General features: G+C 64.1%; 3 protein-coding genes. 1 reads left to right on the top strand and 2 read right to left on the bottom strand.

Going from position 1 to position 4,167, the window contains the following annotated elements:
- The coding region (locus WBF82_RS04440; protein ID WP_424381888.1) for an ATP-binding protein at window positions 1-868 on the top strand (868 nt) is incomplete at its 5' end.
- Here WBF82_RS04440 and WBF82_RS04435 read toward each other — a convergent pair.
- Both WBF82_RS04435 and WBF82_RS04430 read right to left on the bottom strand, forming a co-directional pair.
- Complete coding sequence (locus tag WBF82_RS04435) at window positions 865-2,487, bottom strand: ABC transporter family substrate-binding protein (protein WP_424381889.1); 1,623 nt, start codon at window positions 2,485-2,487, stop codon at window positions 865-867. The genes WBF82_RS04440 and WBF82_RS04435 overlap by 4 nt on opposite strands.
- 46 nt (window positions 2,488-2,533) lie before the next feature.
- The coding region (locus tag WBF82_RS04430) for a dipeptide ABC transporter ATP-binding protein (RefSeq protein WP_424381887.1) at window positions 2,534-4,167 on the bottom strand (1,634 nt) is incomplete at its 5' end.

Here is a 4,167-nt window from a genome sequence, read left to right as displayed (position 1 = left end):
GGCCAAACTCGCCGAAATGTCGACCAAGGCAACCCTTTCCGAGCAGAAGCTGGCTGGTCAACGCGCCGAGCTGGCTGCCGTCGGCGACCGGCTGTCCCAGCAGCGCGCAGCCGTCACCGACGAAACGCTGGAGGCCACCGCTACCGAAGAGCTGCAGGTGGCGCAAACGGCAGCAGCCCGGGTCGCCGAATTGTCCGAACAACTGACCGCCGCGGAACCAGACGCTGCGGCCGCCGAACTGGCCGATGCCGCTGAGGCGGCCCAGGCATTGCAAACGCGGCACGACGAAATTACCCGCACGTTGCACGAGATCAGGGTGGAGCTAACGTTATTCGGCACGGAGGGCCGCAACGGAAAGCTCGACGCCGCTGAGACCCGCCGTGAACACGCCCGCAGCGAGCACGTCCGGGTCGGTAGCCGAGCCCGTGCCGTCCAGTTGTTGCGCGCGGTGATGGTCCGCCACCGCGACACCACACGGCTTCGTTACGTCGAGCCGTTCCGTGCCGAATTGCAGCGGCTGGGGCGTCCGGTCTTCGGCCCCAGTTTCGAGGTCGACGTCGACACGGACCTGTGCATCCTCAACCGCACGCTCGACGGGTGCACGGTGCCGTACGAATCACTGTCGGGCGGAGCCAAGGAGCAACTGGGCATCTTGGCACGGCTGGCCGGAGCAGCGCTGGTCGCCGACGAGGACGCCGTTCCGATTCTGATCGATGACGCCCTCGGCTTCACCGACCCGCAGCGACTGGTCAAGATGGCCGAGGTGTTCAACACCCTGGGCGAGCGCGGCCAGGTGATCGTATTGACCTGCACACCAGCGCGATACGACGGTGTCAAGGGTGCGCAACGTATCGAGCTGTGCGCCTAGCGCATGAATCCGATCGCGGTGTAGTCGACGTCGGCCAGCCCGGGTGCACCGAAGTTGGCCAGATCTTTGCGCACCGCGATATCGCCAGGCGACTGGAAAAGGGGCAAGTTGAAGCCCTCCTGCCAGATCATCGTGTCGACCTGGTTCGCCAGCCCGCGCGCCGCATTCTCGTCCAGCTCGGACAGCGTCTGATCGATTTTGGCGTCGATGCTTGCACTGCCGATCTTGCCAAAGTTGCCCTCTCCGTCGGAGGTATAGATCTGCGGCAGCGCAGACAGCGGGAAAGCGTTACCGACCCAACCGAATTGCACGATGTCGAAGTCGCCGACGCTCACGTACTGGTTGAAGAATCCATTGCCGGCTTTGACGTCCAGCACCAGCTTGACACCGATCTGTGCCAGGTTTTGCTGGGCAACCAGGGCGATCTGGCGCGCGGCCGGCGAGTCGTAAAGTACGTCGCGGACGACTAGCTGCTTACCGTCTCGTTCTCGCACGGCCCCGTTGAGCCTCCAGCCCTGGGCATCCAATTCTCTGCGGGCCTGGTCAGGGTTGTAAGCGGCTGGTGCGCTGTTGTTTTGGTAGCCCACCTGGCCGACGACGTAAACGTGATTGTCCAGCGGCTTCGGGTGACTGGTCAGGCCATGCTGAACAACATTGACAATCGCTTGGCGGTCAATGCCTTTGCAAATTGCCAGCCGCAGCTTGTCGTCGGAGAGGATGGATCCGTGCGCGCCATTGAAAGTCATGTGATACCACGTCGGCGCCGGCGCGCTGCGGATTACCACTCCCGGTGTGCGCTCGGCCGTGACCATATCGTCGAGCGTGCCGACGCCGGCAGCGTCGATCGCGTTGTTTTGCAGGGCGGGGATGACGGCGGTGGAGTCCAGCACCAGAAAGGTGATCGAGTTCAGCAGCGGCTTGCGGCCCCACCAGCGGGGATTGCGAGTCAGCACAATCCGCTGTGCGCTGTGGTTGATCCTGGACACGATGAACGGCCCGGCCGACGGGCCAGGGTGGTCGAGCTGGCCCTTGTTGAAGGCGTCCGGGTTCTCCGTCATGCTCCGCGGCTGCATGCCACCGGCGAACATCCCGCGCCACTCCGCATACGGCTGGGCGAAGGTGACCACCGCTTGGCGGTCGTCAACGCCCTGGGTCACCGACTTCACCCGTTCGAACCCGGCCCTGCTGGCGATCAGGTAGCGCTTGTCGTGTCCGCTGCATGCGTCGACCTCTGATTTGATGTCTTCCCAGGTGATCGGGGTGCCGTCGCTCCACACCGCTTTCGGGTTGATCGTGAGCGTGACGACCTGCGGGCTGGCGCTGGTCAACTCGGCATCAGTGAAGTAATCGGTGTTGAGTTTCAGCGACCCGTCCGCCTGGGTGATGAACGCCCCCGGCAGCGTCGGCGTGACAACCGAACCGACATCGGCGGTGTTGCCGTCGATGTTCAACTCATTAAAGTTCGGCGGAAACGAGCTGATCGCAAGCCGCAGGTCGCCGCCGTCGCGCAGAGTCGCCGGGTCGCGTGGGTTGATGTCGCTCGAGGTGCCGACCCGGACGGCCTGACGCCCCACCACATCCTGGTAGCCGTCCGAGCAACCCGTGACGATCACACACATCAGCACGGTGGCCAGCAGTGCAAGCCTGCGAATCGTCGAATAGATGCTAACCACCGCCGATATCCGAGTGCGCTCGTGGGACCGCGGCCAACAGTCGCCGGGTGTATTCGTGCTGCGGGTTGGTGAACACCTGCTCGCCATCGCCCTGCTCCACAATCTTGCCTCGATACATCACTGCCACTCGGTGAGCCAGGTGTTTGACCACCGAAAGGTCATGCGACACAAACAGATAGGACAATCCGAACCGTCGCTGCAGGTCAAGCAGCAGGTTGATGATGCCAGCCTGAATCGACACGTCGAGCGCCGAGACCGGCTCGTCGAGCGCAAGGATCTTCGGCCGCAGTGCCAGGGCGCGCGCGATACCAATTCGTTGCTTCTGCCCGCCGGAGAACTCCGCTGGATAGCGGCTGGCGTCGGCGTGATTCAGCCCGACGATTCCTAGTAACTCGGCGACCCGCTCCTCGCGGCGTTGCCGGTCAAACCCGTTGGTAACCAACGGTTCAGCAATGACGTCGAACACCGGCAGCCGCGGGTCCAGCGACGCTACCGGATCCTGAAACACCACCTGCAGTTCGGTGCGCAGCTTGCGACGGGTGGCTTTGTCGAGGCCGGCGACGTCGGTGCCGAGAATCTGGATCGCACCGGCCTGAGGTGTGGCGAGTTCGAGAATCTGGCTCAACGTGGTTGATTTGCCGGAACCGGATTCGCCGACGATGCCCAAAGTGCGGCCCTGCTGCAAGGTGAAGCTGACGCCGTCGACCGCACGAACTTCACCGATCCGCCTGCGCAAAACGACACCTTTGGTCAGTGGGTAGGTTTTGGCAAGGTCGGTGACTTGCAGGACCACCGAACGGTCGGTGCCGGTGGTATCGCCTGCAACCGGCTGCGTTGACACGTGATAGATGTCGGCCGCGCTGCGTCCAGCGACATCGTTGGTGCGGATGCACGCCGCCTGGTGACCGGCCCGGATGGGGACGAGATCGGGCTCCGCCGAACGGCATTCGCTAATCACCAGCGGACAGCGCGGCGCGAACTGGCAGGCATCGGGCAGCGCCGTCATCGTCGGCGGAGCACCGGGGATCGGCACAAGCCGGGTGCCTTGTCGGGCATCCAGCCGCGGCACCGAACCCAGCAGCCCGACCGTATAGGGCATCCGGCGGTCACGGTAAAGCTCTGCAACTCCTGCGATCTCGACCGGACGTCCCGCGTACATGACCAGCGCCCGGTCGGCGAACTCCGACACCACTCCCAGGTCGTGGGTAATGATCAGCACACCGGCGCCGGTGACGTCGCGCGCGGTCCGCAACACGTCGAGGATCTGTGCCTGCACGGTGACATCCAGCGCGGTGGTCGGTTCGTCGCAGATCAACAGGTCGGGATCGTTGGCGATCGCAATCGCGATCACCACCCGCTGTCGCTCGCCGCCGGACAGCTCGTGCGGAAAAGCCCTCGCCCGGCTTTCCGGCGCCACGATGCCGACCAGCTCGAGCAACTCGATGGCGCGCTTACGGGCACCTGCTCGACTGATCCCGCGGTTATGCACCTTGATGGCTTCGGCTATCTGATCGCCAATGGTGTAGACCGGCGTCAACGCCGACATGGGGTCTTGAAAGACGGTGCCGATCGACTTGCCCCGGATCCGCGACATCGCCTGGTCAGAGAGCCCGAGTAACTCTTCGC

Source organism: Mycobacterium sp., from assembly GCF_049673265.1.
Taxonomy (GTDB): domain Bacteria; phylum Actinomycetota; class Actinomycetes; order Mycobacteriales; family Mycobacteriaceae; genus Mycobacterium.
Note: the sequence above shows the minus strand (reverse complement) of the source record. Positions and strands in the feature narration are given on the sequence as shown.

Bases quoted from the DNA above. Each gene is read 5' to 3' on its own strand.
- WBF82_RS04435 (WP_424381889.1), bottom strand. From the start codon at position 2,487: ATGTGTGTGATCGTCACGGGTTGCTCGGACGGCTACCAGGATGTGGTG.